The 16,998-nt window shown below is 65.8% G+C and carries 15 protein-coding genes; 7 read left to right on the plus strand and 8 right to left on the minus strand.

The genetic code is table 11. The annotated features are described in order from the left end of the window. Positions 1-33 precede the first annotated feature (33 nt). Genes C8J25_RS11885 through C8J25_RS11895 form a run of 3 tightly spaced genes read left to right on the plus strand, consistent with a single transcriptional unit; the run spans position 34 to position 2,657 of the window. The gene (locus C8J25_RS11885) at positions 34-1,041 is read left to right on the plus strand and encodes an alpha-ketoacid dehydrogenase subunit beta (protein WP_107954796.1); all 1,008 of its coding nucleotides are present in this window, start codon (positions 34-36) and stop codon (positions 1,039-1,041) included. Beyond that, the gene (locus C8J25_RS11890; RefSeq protein WP_107954630.1) at positions 1,041-2,426 is read left to right on the plus strand and encodes a dihydrolipoamide acetyltransferase family protein; all 1,386 of its coding nucleotides are present in this window, start codon (positions 1,041-1,043) and stop codon (positions 2,424-2,426) included. Before C8J25_RS11885 ends, C8J25_RS11890 begins: the two co-directional genes overlap by 1 nt. A gap of 15 nt (positions 2,427-2,441) precedes the next feature. Further along, positions 2,442-2,657 carry a hypothetical protein gene (locus C8J25_RS11895; RefSeq protein WP_107954631.1) on the plus strand — a complete coding sequence of 72 codons (216 nt, stop codon included), beginning with the start codon at positions 2,442-2,444 and terminating at the stop codon, positions 2,655-2,657. Between the two features lie 119 nt (positions 2,658-2,776). On the opposite strand, the gene C8J25_RS11900 is transcribed toward C8J25_RS11895, so the two are convergent. The 5 genes from C8J25_RS11900 to C8J25_RS21125 all read right to left on the minus strand — a co-directional run bounded on the left by C8J25_RS11900 (position 2,777) and on the right by C8J25_RS21125 (position 9,474). Then, positions 2,777-3,553, minus strand: a complete 777-nt coding sequence (locus C8J25_RS11900) for an SDR family NAD(P)-dependent oxidoreductase (RefSeq protein WP_107954632.1) — start codon at positions 3,551-3,553, stop codon at positions 2,777-2,779. A 145-nt stretch (positions 3,554-3,698) separates the two neighbouring features. Beyond that, entirely contained in the window at positions 3,699-4,895 is a 1,197-nt protein-coding gene (locus C8J25_RS11905; RefSeq protein WP_107954633.1) for a thiolase family protein, read from the minus strand. Positions 4,896-4,960: 65 nt separating this feature from the next. Next, positions 4,961-6,409, minus strand: coding sequence for a glucoamylase family protein (locus C8J25_RS11910; RefSeq protein ID WP_107954634.1), 1,449 nt, complete (start codon positions 6,407-6,409; stop codon positions 4,961-4,963). Between the two features lie 75 nt (positions 6,410-6,484). Beyond that, on the minus strand, positions 6,485-8,911 hold the full coding sequence (locus C8J25_RS21120; RefSeq protein ID WP_483009881.1) for a TonB-dependent receptor plug domain-containing protein: 2,427 nt from the start codon (positions 8,909-8,911) through the stop codon (positions 6,485-6,487). Then, positions 8,908-9,474 (minus strand): carboxypeptidase-like regulatory domain-containing protein, encoded by a 567-nt coding sequence (locus C8J25_RS21125; RefSeq protein ID WP_244187042.1) that lies wholly within the window; start codon positions 9,472-9,474, stop codon positions 8,908-8,910. Before C8J25_RS21125 ends, C8J25_RS21120 begins: the two co-directional genes overlap by 4 nt. A 314-nt stretch (positions 9,475-9,788) precedes the next feature. Here C8J25_RS21125 and C8J25_RS11925 point away from each other — a divergent pair, with 314 nt between their 5' ends. Next, positions 9,789-10,580 (plus strand): enoyl-CoA hydratase/isomerase family protein, encoded by a 792-nt coding sequence (locus tag C8J25_RS11925; RefSeq protein ID WP_107954797.1) that lies wholly within the window; start codon positions 9,789-9,791, stop codon positions 10,578-10,580. Positions 10,581-10,658: 78 nt separating this feature from the next. On the opposite strand, the gene gorA is transcribed toward C8J25_RS11925, so the two are convergent. The 3 genes from gorA to pgi all read right to left on the minus strand — a co-directional run bounded on the left by gorA (position 10,659) and on the right by pgi (position 14,151). After that, complete coding sequence (gene gorA / locus C8J25_RS11930; RefSeq protein ID WP_244187044.1) at positions 10,659-12,014, minus strand: glutathione-disulfide reductase; 1,356 nt, start codon at positions 12,012-12,014, stop codon at positions 10,659-10,661. Positions 12,015-12,138: 124 nt separating this feature from the next. Then, a complete protein-coding gene (locus tag C8J25_RS11935; protein ID WP_208622594.1) occupies positions 12,139-12,516 on the minus strand; it encodes a DUF4174 domain-containing protein in 378 nt (125 codons plus the stop codon). A 144-nt stretch (positions 12,517-12,660) separates the two neighbouring features. Next, complete coding sequence (gene pgi, locus C8J25_RS11940; RefSeq protein WP_107954638.1) at positions 12,661-14,151, minus strand: glucose-6-phosphate isomerase; 1,491 nt, start codon at positions 14,149-14,151, stop codon at positions 12,661-12,663. 125 nt (positions 14,152-14,276) lie between these two features. Here pgi and lepB point away from each other — a divergent pair, with 125 nt between their 5' ends. The 3 genes from lepB to era all read left to right on the plus strand — a co-directional run bounded on the left by lepB (position 14,277) and on the right by era (position 16,948). Then, entirely contained in the window at positions 14,277-15,086 is an 810-nt protein-coding gene (lepB, locus tag C8J25_RS11945) for a signal peptidase I (RefSeq protein ID WP_107954639.1), read from the plus strand. Next, on the plus strand, positions 15,083-15,745 hold the full coding sequence (gene rnc, locus C8J25_RS11950) for a ribonuclease III (RefSeq protein WP_107954640.1): 663 nt from the start codon (positions 15,083-15,085) through the stop codon (positions 15,743-15,745). The genes lepB and rnc overlap by 4 nt, the downstream gene beginning before the upstream one ends. Positions 15,746-16,024: 279 nt before the next feature. Continuing rightward, the gene (gene era / locus C8J25_RS11955) at positions 16,025-16,948 is read left to right on the plus strand and encodes a GTPase Era (protein ID WP_244187046.1); all 924 of its coding nucleotides are present in this window, start codon (positions 16,025-16,027) and stop codon (positions 16,946-16,948) included. Positions 16,949-16,998 lie beyond the last annotated feature (50 nt).

The following is a 16,998-nucleotide window of genomic DNA, read 5'->3' on the forward strand; positions in this document are numbered from 1 at the left end:
TCCGAGGCAACGGACGCCGAGCCCACTACCCGCATGAACATGATCCAGGCGATCAACTCCGCCATGGACATCATGATGGAGCGCGACCCCGACGTGATCGTCATGGGCGAGGACGTCGGCTATTTCGGCGGCGTCTTCCGTGCGACCGCCGGGCTCCAGGCCAAGCACGGCAAGACCCGCGTGTTCGACACCCCGATCACCGAATGCGGGATCATCGGCGTCGCGGTGGGCATGGGCGCGTACGGCCTGCGCCCCGTCCCCGAGATCCAGTTCGCGGACTATATCTACCCTGCGCTCGACCAGCTCGTGTCCGAAGCCGCACGCCTACGCTACCGCTCCGCCGGCGAGTTCACCTCGCCGATCACGGTGCGCTCGCCCTTCGGCGGCGGCATCTTCGGCGGCCAGACGCACAGCCAGTCGCCGGAGGGGCTCTTTACCCATATGTCGGGTATCAAGACGGTCATTCCGTCGACGCCGTACGACGCGAAGGGCCTGCTGATCGCCGCGATCGAGGACAATGATCCGACGCTCTTCTTCGAGCCCAAGCGCATCTATAACGGCCCGTTCGACGGCTACTGGGATCGCCCGTCGCAGAACTGGTCGAAGCACCCGGCCGGCGAAGTCCCGACCGGCTATTACAAGATCGAGCTCGGCAAGGCGAAGATCGTCCGCGCGGGCGAGGCGCTCACCATCCTCGCCTACGGTACGATGGTCCATGTCTGCGCGGCCGTCGTCGCCGAAGCCAGGATCGACGCCGAGATCGTCGACCTGCGCACGCTCGTGCCGCTCGATATCGAGACGATCGAGGCGTCGGTAAAGAAGACCGGCCGCTGCATGATCGTCCACGAGGCGACTCGGACCAGCGGCTTCGGCGCGGAGCTGTCGGCGATCGTCCAGGAACGCTGTTTCTACCATCTCGAGGCGCCGATCGAGCGCGTGACCGGGTTCGACACGCCGTACCCGCACAGCCTCGAATGGGCGTATTTCCCGGGGCCGGTTCGCATCGGCGAAGCCCTGAAAAAGATCATGAAGGACGCATAATGGCCCGCTTCACCTTCAAGCTGCCGGACATCGGCGAAGGCATCTCCGAGGCCGAGATCGTCGCATGGCACGTCGCCATCGGCGACCGCGTCGAGGAGGATTCGCCGATCGCCGACATGATGACCGACAAGGCCACCGTCGAGATGGAGTCGCCGGTGACGGGTGTCGTCGTAGAACTCGCGGGCGAGGTCGGCGACCAGGTGTCGATCGGCGCCGCGCTGGTGGTGATCGAGACGGACGCGGTCGACGCCGCGGACGAAGTCGTCGCCGCGCCGCTCACCTCCGCCCAGGCCGAGACCGCCGAGCAATACGAAGCCGAAAACCCGGGCGTCGAAATCCTCCCCGAAACGGGGAGGGGGACCGCCGGCGAAGCCGGGGGTGGAGGGGGCGTGCCTCAAGCGACCCCGTCGGTGGAAGGTACTCCGCCCGTGGAGTTCGCCTCGCCAGTGAAGGCTGCCCCGCCCGTGGAAGCGCCCCTCCACCATCCTGCGGATGGTCCCCCTCCCCGTGCCGGGGAGGATAAGACCCACGCCCTCGCATCCCCCGCAGTCCGCGCCCGCGCACGCGATCTCGGCATCGACCTCGCCTCGGTAAAAACCGACTCCGACCGAGTCCGCCACGCCGACCTCGACGCCTACCTCCGCTACGGCTCAGGCGAAGGCTACCACCCCCCGCACGCGTCGCGCGCCCGCGAGGACCAGCCCATCAAGGTCATCGGCATGCGTCGCCGCATCGCCGAGAACATGGCCGCGTCGAAGCGCGCGATCCCGCACTTCACCTATGTCGACGAGATCGACGTCACCGCATTGGAAGCAATGCGCGCCGACCTCAACGCTAACCGCGGCGGCCGTCCCAAGCTGACGATGTTGCCGCTGATGATCGTCGCGATCTGCAAGACGATCCCCGACTTCCCGATGCTCAACGCGCGCTACGACGACGAGGCGGGCGTGGTCACGCGGCACGGCGCCATTCACCTCGGCATGGCCGCGCAGACCGACGCCGGGCTCACCGTCCCCGTGATCCGCGACGCGCAGGACCGCAACGTCTGGCAGCTCGCAACCGAGATCACGCGTCTCGCCGAAGCCGCGCGTGCGGGCAAGCTCGCCCCCAGCGAAATGGGCGGCGGCACGATCACCGTGACCTCGCTCGGCCCGCTCGGCGGCATCGCCACGACCCCGGTGATCAACCGCCCCGAAGTCGCGATCGTCGGCCCCAACAAGATCGTCGAGCGTCCAGTCTTCAAGGGTGACGAAGTAGTGCGCGCCAAGCTGATGAACCTGTCGATCAGCTGCGACCACCGCGTCGTCGACGGCTGGGACGCGGCAAGCTTCGTCCAGGGTCTCAAGAAGTACCTCGAAACCCCCGTCCTGCTCTTCGCCGACTGAACGCACGTGAAGGGCATGCACCGCGGAAGCCTGACGATCGAGGGTAAATTCGAGGGCATGCTCGACGGCACCGCGATCGTCCCGGCCGGCGCCACCGCCGAGATCGCCGGGATGATCGACGGTACGCTGATCGTCGAACCCGGCGCGACGGTGCTCGTCAGCGGCATGGTCGACGGCGAGATCGTCGATCGCGGCGGTCAGATAACCGTGACCGGCATGGTCAGCCGCTAACCGCCGCACGCCTACGCCGCAGACGTGAAGTACCCAGACAATCCTCCCCCGCCAGGGGGAGGTGGCAGGCAAAGCCTGACGGAGGGGGCGGCAAGCGGAGCCGCTGTTCAGGTCGCGCCTTACCCACGAGCCTTCTGCAAGGACCCCGCAATCCGCCGCGCAAGACTCCGCGGCGTAAACCGTATCCCCTCGGCCATCGCGAAGTTCAGCGCACCGGACACCTTCACCGCGCGGTTTGCGGCCAGCGCCGCCAACCCGTCACGCACGACCGCCGCCGGATCGCTCGCCAATCGCTCGAACAGCGCGGTATCGCCAAGCCCCGCCACATCGGCGAACTCGGTCCGCGTCGGCCCGGGGCACAGCGCCGCCACGCGCACGCCCTTGCCCTTCACCTCCTCGTGCAGCGCCTCGGAAAAGCTCAGCACGAACGCCTTGCTCGCATAATAGACCGCCATCCACGGCCCCGGCTGGAACGACGCGACCGAGGCGAGGTTGAGGATTCCGCCCGATCCACGCGCGATCATCTGCGGCAGCACGGCATGCGTCAGCGCCACCAATGCACGGCAATTCAGGTCGATCATGCCCAGTTGCAGCGCGCTGTCCAGCTCGGCGAAATCACCCCGCGCACCAAACCCGGCATTGTTGACGAGTATGTCGATCGGCAACGCGGCGGCGGCGATGGCAGCAATGAGCGTGTCCGGACCAGCCTGGTCCGCGAGATCGGCGGCAAACACATGCACCGCGACGCCGTGCGCCGCACGCAGTTCGGCCGCCAGCGCCTCCAACCGATCAACCCGACGCGCTGTCAGGATCAGCGCATTGCCCTCGGCCGCAAGCGCCCGCGCAAAGCCTTCGCCCAACCCCGCCGATGCGCCGGTGATCAATGCCGTCGTCATAGCCCGCATCCCTATCCGAGAAGCCACGAACCTGCGCCGCCGGCAAGGTCTTGGCAACAACCCCCTCTCCCATCGGGGAGAGGGAAGGGGCCCGCGGCGTCTCCGCCGTGGGAAGGGTGAGGGCACGCCCCAATCGGCGCCCGCGTCAAACGATCTCGAACAACCCCGCCGCGCCCATGCCCCCCGCGGTGCACATCGACACCACGACATAACGCACACCGCGCTTGCGTCCCTCGATCAGCGCATGCCCGACCAGCCGCGACCCGGTCATCCCGAACGGATGCCCGACCGCGATCGCGCCGCCGTTGACGTTGTATTTCTCCGGATCGATCCCGAGGAAATCGCGACAATACAGGCACTGCGACGCGAACGCCTCGTTCAGCTCCCAAAGCCCGATGTGACCAACCGACAACCCCGCCCGCTCGAGCAGTTTCGGAATCGCGAAGATCGGTCCGAGGCCCATTTCCGCCGGGCTGCAACCCGCCGCCTGGAACCCGCGATAGATGCCCAGGATATCCTTGCCCTCGGCCTCGGCCGTCCTGCGATCCATCAGCAACTGCGCCGACGCGCCATCGGAAAGCTGGCTAGCATTGCCCGCAGTCACGCTCGATCCCGGCCCCGAGAACTCGCCGCCCGGCCACACCGTCTTCAGCCCGCGCAGCCCCTCCAGCGTCGTGCCGGCGCGAATGCCCTCGTCCTGCGACAAGGTGACGCTCTCGATCCCGGCATGCGCGCCCTGCTTGTCGTACAGCGCCTTCTCGACGGTTATCGGCACGATTTCCTCAGCGAACGCACCGCTCGCCAGGCCGGCGGCGGCACGCTGCTGGCTTATCGCGGCGTATTCGTCCTGGGCCTCGCGACTGATCCCGTATTTCTCCGCGACGATCTCCGCGGTCTCGATCATCGGGATATACGCCGCCGGCTCCTTCGCCACGACGCTCGCGTTGACGAAGCGCGGCGCGTCCTTCGTCACGGTATAGCTGATCGACTCCATCCCGCCCGCCAGCGCCACGTCAGCCTCGTCGCACATGATCGTCCGCGCCGCGAGCGCCACCGCGGTCAGCCCCGATCCGCACTTCCGATCGAGCGTGAAGGCCGGCACCGACTCCGGCAGCCCACCCGCGAAGATCGCCATCCGCCCGGCATTGCCGCCCTGCGTGCCCCATTGATTGCCGACCCCCCAGAACACCTCGTCGATCCGCGCCGGATCTACCCCTGCGCGCTCGACGACGGCGTTCATCACATGCCCCGCCAGCACCGGCGCCTCGGTCGCGTTGAACGCGCCACGATACGCCTTGCCGATAGCGGTACGGGCAGTCGAGACGATGGCGGCTTCACGCATGCTGGAACCTTTCGAGGATCGGGTATGCACTCGACCTAGGCGTTCCGGCGCGGCGGCGAAACCCCTTAAGGAACGCGCGCGAGCCATCCCCCGCTAAATCCGGCGCGGTCCAGCCCGCGTCGGATATGCGGGTTTCGCCGCATCGTGTTCCACACCATGCCGGTTCGCCAGTTCTCGATCATCGCGACGATCGGCCCCTGGTCGATGCCGAGATAATCGACGTCGACCCAGCCAACTCCGGGCACGATCCGGCCATGCTTGAGCGGTTCGCCCACCTCCGTCAGCGTCGGGTTGAACGCGTCGAAGAACCCGTATTTGCCGTAGATCCCCTTGCCATAGCGATCGTGCATCGCAGTGATCGTGGGGATGACGAGATCCGGCGCAAACACGATCGATCCGACCGCGGCGGTAGGCGCCAGCGTACCGTCGTCGCGGGCGCCGGGCCCGCGTTCGGAGTAACTGAAGAACTCCCGCGTACGCCCGCCGATCGTCGCCTTGAAATCGCCCGGCCCGTCGCACGCGGTCAGTCCCCAGATGTCGGGGCCATAGCCGGCGACCCCCCCCGCATTGGCGATCGCATAGTCACGCTGCGCGATCGTCGCACGCTTGCTGTTCTCGAAATAATCGATGCCCTTGGTCGTGATATACGCGTCGCGGATGCCGCGGAAATCGACCCAGACGTGGCTGTACTGGTGCACGAACATCGGCGGATAATGGAGATGATCGCCGCGCCACGACGGTTCGAACTGCGCGGTCAGCGCGCCCCAGGTCGATGGCGGCAGCGGATGCGTCGGCGATCCCAGCGCGAGCAGATACATCAGCATCCCCTCGTTGTAGATATTCCAGTCGCTCGGGATGAAGCCGCTTTCGGGATGCCAGCCCATCGACAGGAACGGCGCACGCGGCGTGATCCACGTCCAGTCGACCGCGCCGTAGATCTGGTCGGCCAGCGCGCGGATCCGCTGTTCCTCGGGGTGATCGCCGTCGAACCAACTCTGCGCGAACAGCATCCCGCCCACCAGCAGCGCGGTATCGATCGTCGACAGTTCCGCGCGCGCGAACCGCTGGCCCTTGGTGATGCCGAGAAAGTGGTAGAAGAATCCCTTGTATCCGCTGTTGCCGGTCGGCTCGGGGCCCATCGGCGCGATCGCGAAGAACTCCATCGTCGCCAGCGTCCGCTTGCGCGCCTGTTCGCGCGTGATCCAGCCGTTGACGACGCCGATCGGATAGGCGGTCAACGCGAACCCGACCGCGGCGATCGACGAGAAGGACGGCGTCGGCCATCGATCGAGCGCCAGCCCGGTGACCGGGTCGGTCGTGTCCCAGAAATACAGGAAAGCGCGCTCCTGCAGATTGTCGATCAGCGGGTTGGCGGACGGCGGCGGTTCGGACGGCGCCGTGCCTGTAACGCTCTCGATCGCCTTGACCAGCGGCCGCCCGACCGATGTGCATCCCGCGGTAAGTCCACCGAGCGAGATCGCCCCGGTGCCGAGAAACTGCCGTCGATCGAGCATCCGAACTCCTGATCAGGGTACGCCACGACCATGAGGTCAGGCGGGCGACTGGAAGGGTCGCCCGTCCTTAACGCATCAGAACCTGTAACCAACCCTGAACTGGATCCGCCGCGGGAGGGTCAGCGTGCTCGTGCCGATCCGTGCGGGTTCGAGTGGATCGGTCGCCTGGCCGGTCGCGGGGTCGATCGTGTTATTGAACGACGCGTCGAACCCCTCGAAGTTCTTGTTGTTGAACGCGTTGAGCAGGTCGACCGCCGCCTCGAACTGATCCTCCTTGCCGAGCACGCTGAAGCGCTTGGCCAGCGTCAGGTTGACCTCGCAATAGGCGAACACGCCCTTGATGCAGTTCTTCCGCGGATACCGCGCGGTGAAGCGGTTGAAGCCCGAATCCGCGCCGTTGGTCGCATCGGTGACCTGGAACGCCTGGCCGCTGCCCAGCGTGTTCAGCATCGAGAACTGGAAGCCGAGCGGCAGGTCGACCATGCCCGAGATGACGACCCGATGACGCTCGTCGCCAGCACGCGGGCGCCAGCCATAGGCGTCCGGCGTGATCGCATCGAGGCTGAACAGATCGCCGCCGTTCTGCTCGCCCTTCGAGAAGGTGTAGGCGACGTTCAGGCCCCAGCCCGACGACTTGGTGTAGTTCTTGTCGAGCGTGAAATAGATCGCCTTGTACCGCGTATCGAGTCCGTCGAGGCCGACGATCGCGTTCGCATAGCCGAACGGTTGCAGCGGCGCGGTGTTGCAGCAGCCACCAAGCCCGTCCAGGGTCCGCGTCGCGAAGATGTTGGTATAGCCGTTGCGCCCGCGGATATAGGAGGCGGTCAACGCGGCCTGGAAGATCCCGACCTTCTGGCGAATACCGATGCTCGCCTGGTCGTTGACCGGTGGGCGCGCATCGTTCTTCACCGCGAACAGTTCCGGCAGCCCTTGCGTCGAGGTGGCGGCGAGCTGCAACAGCCCGTCGCGCGTCATATAGGCGGGGTTCCACTGGACGGTCGGCAGGCCCTCGCGCGGCGCGCCGTTTGGCGAGAAGCGGAACACGCCGATCGGGTTGATCGTGCGGCTGAGCTCGTCGACCGTGTTGTTGAAGTTATTGCGATCGTAATAGCGCCCGATCCCGCCGAAGATGACCGTCGTCTGGTCGTCCTTCAGATCGTACGAAAACCCGAATCGGGGGGCGATCGCGCCAGCGAACGGACTGCGGTTGCTGCCGTCGGTGATGTAGTTTTCCGGATCGAAATACGACGTCGTGGGCAGCGCGCGCAGCGCGGCGGCGGCGTTGGCGGGCGTACGATATTCGTTGTTGAAGCCGTTCGTTTCGTAATCCCAGCGGACGCCGACGTTGAGCTGGAGCTTGCTTGTGACGTCCCAGTCGTCCTGTACGTACAGGCCGATCTGCGTGTTCGAGGCGAGGATCTTGCCGCTGCCGAGGCCCAGTCGTGCTTCGGCCGGCGACGCGAAGGTCAGCCCGTTCTGCGGCTCGCGCCGATAGGTGTAGCGCGGCTGGATGAACGACTGGTTGTCGAACTCGATATCGGTGATCTCGACGCGGGCGCCCGCCTTGAACGAATGGTTCTGAAGGCCGGTGTAGGTGACGTCGTCGCGCAGCGTGTAGCCCTGCTGAACCTCGCGACGGGTCGAATCCTTGCCGCCGAAGATGATCACGCCGTCATAGTCGTAGGTCGGGAGATCAGGGTTGAGCGACGTCGGATTGAACGTGTAGCTCAGATAATTGGCGTTGAACTCGTTGATGAAGTTGCTGCCGGTATAGGTCCATTTGTACAAATACGTGTCGACGACGTTGATCTTGTTCTCGGCGTTTTCATACGAGACGTTGCCGCCGAAATTCTGGATGTCGGTTTCCTGGCGTCGGCTGAACGACAGGTCCATCACCTGGTTGCTGTCGGGCGTCAGGGTCAGCTTGCCGAAGTAAAAATCGCCGCGGAACGGACTGACGAACGCGCCTTCGAAGTCGCTCAGGCGACGCCCGGAATTGGCCTCGAAATCGGCGACCGCCGCGGTCGAACCGGTGCTGTCGACGTTGAACGCGCGATCCTGGTCGTTGCCTTCGTAGGTCGCGAAGAAGAACAGCTTGTCCTTGATGATAGGGCCGCCGAGCGACACGCCGTATTGCTTGCGCTTGAAGGCGGGTTCGGGGCGGTTGTTGGCCTTGTCGAGGTAGGATTTCTCGCTGAGGCTCTTGTCGGTATATTGGCCGAACGCCTCGCCGTGGAACTCGTTGGTGCCCGACTTGGTGACCGCGGTGATGATCGCGGCGCCGGCCTGCTCGTACTCGGCCTTGTAGTTCTGCGTCAGGACGCGGAATTCCTGCACCGCCAGCTGGCCGAACGGGTTGCCGCGGCTGTTCTGCTGGCCGGCGACGCCGCCCTCGCGCAGCTTGTTCTTCAGGCTGACGCCATCGATGAAAACGTTGACCTGGCTGGCGATCGACGCGCCTGACTGGAATCCCTTGTTGGTCTCGCTGTCGTTGTATTTCACGCCCGGCGCGAGGGCCGCGAACGACAGGAAATTGCGATCGGTCTGCGGCAGGTTGCGGATCTGCTGCTGGCTGACGTTGGTCGCGACTTCGCTGGTCCTGGTCTCGACCAGTCGCCCGCCGGTAACCACGATCTCCTGGCCGTGGCCGGAGCCGAGCCGCCGGTCGTGGCGCCGGTTGCGTCGGTGTTCGCAGCCAGCGCCGCCGCCGCTGGTGCGAGCGTCGCGTCGAGCGTCGCGGACTGGCCGATCGAGACGATGATGCGCTGTACCGAAACGTCGCCGTTCGTACCCGTGACGGTGATCGTGTACTGCGCCGGCCGCAGTCCGTTGAGGATGTAACTCCCGTTCGCTGCCGTCACCGTGCGGAAGCTCTGGTTGGTCCCCCCGTTCACCGCCACCACCGTCGCCCCGGCCACCGCCGCGCCCGCCGCATCGCGGACCTGTCCGCGGATCGCGGCGGTCGTCGTCTGCGCGGTCGCGGTGGTCGGTAGGGCGACTGCCGAACCGAGGATCGTCGTCGTCACCAGCGCAGCGCGCAGCGCCGCGACCATCATGGTCTTCATGTCGAATAGTCCCCTGTGCTGGACGGGATCGGCAAATGGCTGGGCACAATCGGGGCTGTCCTGCCGATGGCAGTGCCGAATGCTGCTGCTCGCGACGGTCGCGACCCCATGCCCTGGACCTCTCCGGTTGCCGCTCCCGATGAAGACGGCCCCGGCGCCATGATCTTTGTCGCGCTGCCGGGATCGAGGCTCTACGCTCGCTTCTCGAACTCTGCCAATGGCTGGATGACGTGGGGCGTGGATTCGGCGGTGGTCCGTGTCATAATCGCCACAATCCATGTTTGCCGCCCAGTGCGACAGTAATGAGGCTGAAGATGACCAATGATCCCTTGGGTTTTTCCGGCGTCGACGTCACCCGAGACGGGCATGTTGCGATCGTCACGTTCGTGCGGCCGCCGCACAACTTCGCCGATCTCGCGCTGATCGAAGCGATCGGGGCTGCGTTCGCCGCTGCGGATGCCGACCGCGAGGTGCGCGCGATCGTCCTGCAATCCGAGGGCAAGGTGTTCTGTGCGGGCGCGGACCTCGTCAACGCCAATCCGGTTGCCGCGGAGCGGACCGAGGGTGAGCGCAACCCGTTCTACGTTGCCGCCGCCAAGCTGTTCGCCGTCGAGACGCCGGTCGTCGCCGCGATCCAGGGTGCAGCGGTCGGGGCGGGGCTCGGCCTCGCGCTCGTCGCCGATTTTCGCGTGGCCTCGCCCGAGGCAAAGTTCGTCGCCAACTTCGTCCAGATCGGCTTCCACCCCGGCTTCGGTATCTCCGCGGTGCTGGAACGCGTGATCGGTCGCCAGCGCGCGCTGCTCATGACCCTGACCGCGCGTCGTATCCGCGCCGAGCAGGCGGAGTCCTGGGGGCTGGCGGACGCGGTGGTACGCGCGGACCAGTTGCGCGCGGAGGCGTTGTCGCTGGCAAGGGAGATCGCGGCAGGCGCGCCACTCGCGGTCGGCTCGACGCGAAAGACGATGCGCGGAGACCTGTTCGCGCTGGTCCAATCGCAAACCGATCACGAACTCGCCGAACAGGCCTGGTTGCAGAAGACCAACGACTTCGCCGAAGGTGTCCGCGCCGTCAGCGAACGCCGTCCCGGCATTTTTACCGCCACCTGATTGTTCACCCGCGAAGGCGGGGGCCCAGACTGGGCTACCGCCTTCGCGGTAGAACACGCTTGAAGCGCAACCTGCCCCTCACTTCATCAAGACAAGCTCTTCCGCCATCGTTGGATGCAGCGCGACCGTCGCATCGAAATCGGCCTTGGTGAGCCCCGCCTTCACCGCCACCGCAGCCGATTGCAGGATCTCCGGACAGTCCGGCCCGATCATGTGGATGCCAACCACCCGGTCGGTCTCGCCATCGCAGATCATCTTGTACAGCGACCGCTCGTTGCGGCCCGCGAGCACGTTCTTCATCGGCCGGAAGTCGCTCGAATACACCCTAACCGAGCCGAGTGCTTCCCGAGCCTGCGATTCGGTCATCCCGACGCCCGCCATCGGCGGATGGCTGAACACCGCGGCGGGCACGTTGGCGTAATCGACGCGTGTCGGCTTGCCACCGTAGAACGTGTCCGCGAACGCCTGCCCCTCGCGGATTGCGACCGGGGTCAGCTGGATGCGGTTGGTGACGTCGCCGACCGCAAAGATCGAGTCGCAGCTCGACTTGTTGTCTTCGTCGACGATCACCGCACCGGCGGCGTCCATCTCGACGCCCGCCGTTTCGAGCCCGAGGCCCTTGGTGTTCGGCAGGCGCCCGGTAGCGAACATAACAAGGTCGACGGTAATCGGCTCATGCCCGCTCATGCGAACGGTGAGACACCCATCCGAATCCTTCTCGATGCTCTCGAACGCAGCGTTGAAGCGGAAATCGATGCCCTTGCTCATCGAGATCTGGAGCAGCCGGTCGCGGATCGATTCGTCATAGCCGCGCAGGATGACGTCGGTGCGGTTCACGAGCGTCACGTGCGATCCGAACTGGTGGAAGATCCCCGCGAACTCGTTGGCGATATAGCCCGCGCCGGCAATCAGCACGCGCTTGGGCACGTCGTCGAGGTGGAAGACTTCGTTCGAGGTGATGCCGTGCTCGGCGCCGGGGAACTCGGGCACCAGCGGATGCGCACCGACCGCGATCAGGATCTTTGCGGCGGTCTTCGTGGTGCCATCGGCGAGCGTGACTTCATTCGGCCCGGAGACGACCGCACGCTGGTGGATGATGTCGACATGGTTGTTCTGCAGCGTGGTCGTATAGGCGCCGTTGATCCGGTCGACCTCCTCCATCACGTTGTCGCGCAACGTCGGCCAGCTGAACGCGCAGTTGTCGGGCACCTGCCACCCAAACCGCTTGGCGTCCTTCAGATCCTCGGCGAAATGCGCGCCGTAGATCAGCAGCTTCTTCGGCACGCAGCCACGAATGACGCAGGTCCCGCCGACCCGGTATTCTTCGGCGACGGCGACGCGCGCGCCATGCGCGGCGGCGACGCGCGATGCACGCGTCCCGCCCGAGCCTGCGCCGATGACGAACAGGTCATAGTCGAATTGGGTATCGGTCACGGATGTGGTGTCGGTCACGGGCAGTCCTCGTAGGTCGCGTGCCGCGGGGCGGCTTTGCATGCCATCTGGGGCAGGGGGCGCGAGGCGGCAACCCCGGCGCGGCGATCACGCTGATCGGCTCAGCCTATCGCTGCCCCGCCTTGCGCATCGGCATCGCGTCGATCGTCGCCTCCAGCGCGGCGGCAGGGAAGGGCTTGGCGCTACGCAGTTTTTCTCCCCCGTCCTTGCCGATGAGGATGGCGGTAAAGCTGGCGGGGAGGCGGTATTTGCGGCGGAGCGCTGCGGCTGGGTCACTCGCGCCTCGAACCGTGTCGCCAATGATTTCGACGATGGTGAGGTCCCGAGCGGCGGCGTTGGTTTTCCACCGGGCGAGGATGCGTTGTTGTTCGGTGAGTGATGCGTCATCGACGGCTGGGGCGGACACGATCAATATCCGCCGCTCCCACTTCATCTGCGCGACGGTGGGTGAGGCTGCGAGCGCGATGGCAAGGAGTAGAGGCATGAGGATGTAACGCCTCAGCCCCTCCAGTTCTCCCGCGCCCTCTAGTTCTCCCGCGAAGGCGGGAGCCCAGGATCAAAAGCGCTGTGGGTGGTATCCTGGGCCCCCTCCTCCGCGGGGGAACAAGAAAGAGGTTTCCCCTCGGAATTACCCAAAAGCGCGCTTGATCAGATCGTCCGTCGAAGGATCGAACGTCTGCCCGCCCTTCTCAGCAGCCTTCGCCATTTCCTTCCCCAGCTCCACCCCGAACTGGTCGAACGAGTTGATCCCCAGCAGCACGCCATTCACGAACACCCGGTGCTCGTAAAACGCGATCAGCGCCCCCAGCGTCCGCGCATCCAGATCGTCGAGCAGCAACGTCGAAGACGGCCGATCGCCCGAATAGCTCCGCGCCGGATCCTCGACCTGCTTGCCCGCCATCAACGCAGCACCCTGCGCGAACGCGTTGAGCAACAGCGCCCGGTGATGCTCCTCGGGCAGCGTGTCGCCGGGCTCGATCACCGCGATGAACTCGACCGGCACGAGATGCGTGCCCTGGTGGAGCAACTGGAACACCGCATGCTGCGCCTCCGTACCGACGCCACCCCAGGTGATCGCCGCCGAAGGCCGCCCAAGCGGCTGCCCGTCGACCGTCACAGACTTGCCGTTCGACTCCATCTCAAGCTGCTGGAGATAGCTCGGCAGCAACCGCAACCGCTCGTCATACGCGAACGGCGCGCGCGTCTCGGCATGGCGGATCTGCGTGTAATACAGGTCCGCGAACGCCGCCAACACAGGCGCATTCTCGTGGAGCGCCGAAAGCCGGAAATGCCGGTCCATCTCGGCCGCCCCCTCGAGCAGCTCCTCGAACCGGTCCCACCCCAGCGCGATCGCCGCCGGAAAACCGATCGTCGACCACAGCGAATACCGCCCACCGACGCTTTCGGCGAACGGCAGGATGCGCGTCTCGTCGACACCCCATTCCATCGCCTTCTCAGGGGACGCGGTCAGCGCGATCACGCGGCCATAGGGGTCCTCGACATTATGCTCGGTCATCCACTGCAGCACGCTTTCGGCGTTCATCAGCGTTTCGGTCGTGGTGAACGTCTTCGACGCGACCACCAGCAACGTCGCCGCCGGATCGAACTTCGCGAACACGTCCTCCAGCGCCACGCCGTCGACATTCGCGACGATCGCCACGTCGTAGCGCTTGTCGTCACGCCCCAGCGCATCGACCAGCAACTGCGGCCCCAGCGCCGACCCACCGATCCCGACGTGCAGGATATGCCGCACCGGACCCAGCGCCTCGGCCTCGATCGCGTCGATCAGCGTCCGCATCCGCTGGTGGCTCGCCTGCGCGATCGCGACGCTCTCGGGCTTGCCCTCGCCGCGCTCGGCAGTGTGCTCGACCGCGCGGCCTTCGGTGACGTTGACGACCTCGCCCGAGAACAGCGCCTGGCGCTTGCCCGCCAAATCCTGCGCCTTCGCCATCTCCTCGAACGCCGTCACCATGTCCGTCGTCAGGTGAGTCTTCGACCAGTCGAAGTGAATCCCCGCGACATCGAGGCTCAGCTTCGAGAGGCGCTCCGAGTCCGCTGCGAACAGGTCGGTCAGCTTGGTGGCGGGCAGGGCTTCGATCTTGGACCAGTCGGCGGTCATGCTACTTCTCCGAATAGACGTGCGCGCCGGTCATGCTGCAAGCGCGAGACCGCGACAACGCTCTTTCGGTGACACGTATCCCGCACACGCTTGACGATAGGCGCGGTCTGGGCAAACCCGCGCACATGGCAAATGACGTGAAGACGAAACCGCAGCGGTCCGAAACAAGCGAGACCTTCCGCTTCCTGCTGAAGCTCGCCGTGGTCGTGCTGATCCTGCGCAGCTTCATCTTCGCGCCGTTCAGCATCCCGTCCGAATCGATGCTGCCCCGGCTGCTGATCGGCGACTATCTCTTCGTCTCGAAGTGGAACTACGGCTATTCGCGCTGGTCGCTTCCCGCGGGCATCCCGCTGATCCCCGGCCGCATTTTCGGTAGCACGCCGACGCGCGGCGACGTCGTCGTCTTCCGCGCACCCGAAGTGCTCGATCACGACGTCATCAAGCGCGTCATCGGCCTGCCCGGCGAGACCATCCAGATGCGCCAGGGCACCGTCTACCTCAACGGCAAAGCGATCCCGAAGCTTCGCATCGCCGACTTCACGATCCCGCTGACCGAGAACTTCAACGCTGAGAAATGCGGCGCGCCGTACGTCGACGTCGTCGCGAACGTCCAGATCTGCCGCTACCCCCGCTTCCGCGAAACGCTTCCCGGCGGCCGCAGCTACGAAGTCCTCGACCAGGCCGAACTCCCCGACCGCGACGATACCGGGCTCTACACGATCCCCGCCGGCCACATCTTCGTAATGGGCGACAACCGCGACGACAGCGGCGACAGCCGCTTCCCCGCACCGCAGGGCATGGGTTACGTCCCGCTCGAGAACGTCGAGGGCAAGGCGGTCGTCAACTTCTTCTCGACCGACGGCGATGCCGAATGGCTGAAGCCCTGGACCTGGGTTAGTGCCGCGCGCTGGAGCCGTATCGGGGAAGGCTTTTGAGCGACCTCGCCGGCTGGCTGAAGACGCTCTTCGGCCGCGCACCGACCAACCTCGCCCCCTATGAGCGCGCGCTGACGCACGGCAGCCAGGCCGCGGCGAACTACGAACGACTCGAGTTCCTAGGCGACCGCGTCCTCGGCCTGATCATCGCCGAGTGGCTGTACGAACTGTTCGCCACAGACCCCGAGGGTTCGCTGTCGAAACGCCTCAACGCACTGGTCACCGGCCCGGTCTGCGCCGACGTCGCCCGAGAACTCGGCGTCCGCGCGCACCTCAAACTCGGCAAGCAGGCCCGCGACGACGGCGCGAGCGACAGCGACAACGTGCTCGGCGACGTGATGGAGGCGCTGATCGGCGCCTGGTATCAGGAAGCCGGCCTAGACGCCGCCCGCGCCTTCGTCCGCGGCGCCTGGGGCGACCGCGTCCAAGCCGGCGCAAAAGCCCCGCAACACCCCAAGTCCGCGCTCCAGGAATGGGCCGCCGCCCACAACCGCAAGCCCCCCGAATACACCATCGTCGAACGCACCGGCCCCGGCCACGCCCCTAAATTCACGATGCTGGTGTCAGTCGGCAAACTCGCCGAAGCGACCGCGACGGGCTCCAGCAAACAGGAAGCCGAAACAGCGGCGGCCAAGGCGCTGCTGGAGAAGCTCGGCTAAGAAGAATGGTTCACGCGGAGACGCGGAGCCGCGGAGGCGGTGCGATTGGAACTCCGGTCTTGCCCAAACGCCTCCGAGATAATCGGCGGCGCATGATCGCAGACGGCGCGAGCCCCATCCACACCATCTCCGCGCCTCCGCGCCTCCGCGTGAACCAATTCTCCTTCTTAAACTGTGGACCGCGCGACGACGGGCAGGGCCGCAGTTTGGCGGGAATGACGCGAGGGCGTTTTGTCTATATGACCGCCCCCGAATATCCCGATGCCGAAAAGAGCCTAAGTGACCGAACCTACCACGCCTGAAATCTCCGCCCCAAAGCATTGCGGCCTAGTCGCCATCGTCGGCGCGCCGAACGCGGGCAAGTCGACACTCGTCAACGCGCTCGTCGGCCAGAAGGTCGCGATCGTCAGCCCCAAGGCGCAGACGACGCGCGCCAAGCTCATGGGCGTCGCGATCGAGGGCGACACGCAGATCCTGCTCGTCGACACGCCCGGCATCTTCGAGCCCAAGCGCCGCTTCGACCGCGCGATGGTCGCGGCTGCCTGGGGTGGCGCGGAGGGCTCCGACATCATCGCGCTGGTGGTCGACGCGAAGGGCGGGATCGGCGGCAAGGTCACCACGATCGTCGAATCGCTGGTCGGCCGGACCGAGCCGATCTGGCTGATCCTCAACAAGGTCGACCTCGCCGACAAGACCAAGCTGCTGATCCACGCCGAGAAACTGAACGCGCTGCTGCCGTTCACCGAGACGTTCTTCATCAGCGCCGGCACCGGCGACGGCCTCGCCCATTTCAAGACGCAACTGGCGAAGGCGATGCCCGAAGGCCCGTGGCACTACCCCGAGGACCAGGTATCCGACTCGACCGAGCGCGCACTGGCGTCCGAAGTCACGCGCGAGCAGCTGTACCTCCAGCTACACGCCGAACTGCCCTATGCGAGCACGATCGAGACCGAACAGTATATCGAACGCCAGGACGGCTCGCTTGAGATCCACCAGCAGATCCTCGTCGAACGCCCGACCCAGCGCGCGATCGTGCTCGGCAAGGGCGGCGTCCGCATCAAGGAAATCGGTGCCCGCTCGCGCATCGAACTCGCCTCGATCACCGGCAAGCCCGTCCACTTGTACCTGCACGTAAAGGTCAAACCCGGCTGGGACGAAGACCGCGAAGTCTACCGCGACATGGGCCTAGACTGGGTCGACTGACCTCACCCAAGAGACTGTTCCCCCGCGAAGGCGGGGGCCCAGACTGGACT

Origin of the sequence: Sphingomonas faeni, from assembly GCF_003053745.1 — a bacterium.
In the GTDB taxonomy this organism is placed as follows: Bacteria; Pseudomonadota; Alphaproteobacteria; order Sphingomonadales; family Sphingomonadaceae; genus Sphingomonas; species Sphingomonas faeni.

Coding starts and splice junctions, on each gene's coding strand:
- C8J25_RS11885 (WP_107954796.1), top strand. CDS start 34: ATGAACATGATCCAGGCGATCAACTCCGCCATGGACATCATGATGGAG.
- C8J25_RS11890 (WP_107954630.1), top strand. CDS start 1,041: ATGGCCCGCTTCACCTTCAAGCTGCCGGACATCGGCGAAGGCATCTCC.
- C8J25_RS11895 (WP_107954631.1), top strand. CDS start 2,442: ATGCACCGCGGAAGCCTGACGATCGAGGGTAAATTCGAGGGCATGCTC.
- C8J25_RS11900 (WP_107954632.1), bottom strand. CDS start 3,553: ATGACGACGGCATTGATCACCGGCGCATCGGCGGGGTTGGGCGAAGGC.
- C8J25_RS11905 (WP_107954633.1), bottom strand. CDS start 4,895: ATGCGTGAAGCCGCCATCGTCTCGACTGCCCGTACCGCTATCGGCAAG.
- C8J25_RS11910 (WP_107954634.1), bottom strand. CDS start 6,409: ATGCTCGATCGACGGCAGTTTCTCGGCACCGGGGCGATCTCGCTCGGT.
- C8J25_RS21125 (WP_244187042.1), bottom strand. CDS start 9,474: ATGAAGACCATGATGGTCGCGGCGCTGCGCGCTGCGCTGGTGACGACG.
- C8J25_RS11925 (WP_107954797.1), top strand. CDS start 9,789: ATGACCAATGATCCCTTGGGTTTTTCCGGCGTCGACGTCACCCGAGAC.
- C8J25_RS11935 (WP_208622594.1), bottom strand. CDS start 12,516: ATGCCTCTACTCCTTGCCATCGCGCTCGCAGCCTCACCCACCGTCGCG.
- pgi (WP_107954638.1), bottom strand. CDS start 14,151: ATGACCGCCGACTGGTCCAAGATCGAAGCCCTGCCCGCCACCAAGCTG.
- lepB (WP_107954639.1), top strand. CDS start 14,277: ATGGCAAATGACGTGAAGACGAAACCGCAGCGGTCCGAAACAAGCGAG.